The 728-nt window shown below is 43.0% G+C and carries 3 protein-coding genes and 1 pseudogene; 3 read left to right on the top strand and 1 reads right to left on the bottom strand.

Annotation, left to right across the window (positions count from 1 at the left end):
* The 3 genes and pseudogenes from L1D55_RS27790 to L1D55_RS27480 all read left to right on the top strand — a co-directional run.
* A partial coding sequence (locus L1D55_RS27790; protein ID WP_345772801.1) for an IS3 family transposase occupies nucleotides 1-78 on the top strand: 78 nt, incomplete at its 5' end.
* Between the two features lie 30 nt (nucleotides 79-108).
* Nucleotides 109-198: pseudogene (locus L1D55_RS27485) on the top strand (cupin); the annotation flags it as partial.
* Between the two features lie 23 nt (nucleotides 199-221).
* Nucleotides 222-449, top strand: a complete 228-nt coding sequence (locus L1D55_RS27480; protein WP_239919518.1) for a hypothetical protein — start codon at nucleotides 222-224, stop codon at nucleotides 447-449.
* On the opposite strand, the gene L1D55_RS27475 is transcribed toward L1D55_RS27480, so the two are convergent.
* Nucleotides 446-728, bottom strand: a 283-nt coding sequence (locus tag L1D55_RS27475; RefSeq protein WP_239919517.1) for an IS3 family transposase, incomplete at its 5' end; no start/stop codon positions are given. The genes L1D55_RS27480 and L1D55_RS27475 overlap by 4 nt on opposite strands.

The raw sequence follows: 728 nt of genomic DNA, 5'->3' as shown, positions 1-728 counted from the left end.
GATTATAATCGAACGAGAAGGCACAGTGCTCTTGGGTATCTAAGCCCAGTTAACTTTGAACAACAAAATGTCGCTTAATGAAGTGTCCAGTCTGGCTGGAGCAGATCATACCTCAATATTCCCGCGGGTGAAAAGCACAAGGTTCTGGGGACCGATAAAGACTCTGTGACGATATGGCTTGCTGTGTTTTATCATTAATTTTGGATAGAGGTGACGAGCGCATGTGGCTAAAATTTCAGGTTTTTCACCAGAGAATGTCAGTACAGAGGCAAAACGAAGAGTGGCTACTTTATCGAGAATCGGAAACATCGATACGTGCTCGAGTCTATGACGTGATCATACCTTCTGATTTAGCAGAGGAAGAGTTAGCGCGTTATTTAGCGGATATTTATCATGAGTTTGCTTCAGAAAAGTATGATCTGCTCCAGCCAGACTGGACACTTCATTAAGCGACATTTTGTTGTTCAAAGTTAACTGGGCTTAGATACCCAAGAGCACTGTGCCTTCTCGTTCGATTATAATCAACCTCTATGTACTCGAAGATCGTTTGGCGCATCTGCTCTCTCGTCATAATCGGCTCATATTGGATCGCTTCCACTTTCATAGAATGGAAGAAACTCTCAACACAAGCATTGTCCCAGCAGTTTCCTTTCCTACCTTCCACTTTCATAGAATGGAAGAAACTCTCAACACAAGCATTGTCCCAGCAGTTTCCTTTCCTACTCATA

This window comes from Vibrio sp. Isolate22 (assembly GCF_022398115.1).
GTDB lineage: Bacteria > Pseudomonadota > Gammaproteobacteria > Enterobacterales > Vibrionaceae > Vibrio.
Note: the sequence above shows the minus strand (reverse complement) of the source record. Positions and strands in the feature narration are given on the sequence as shown.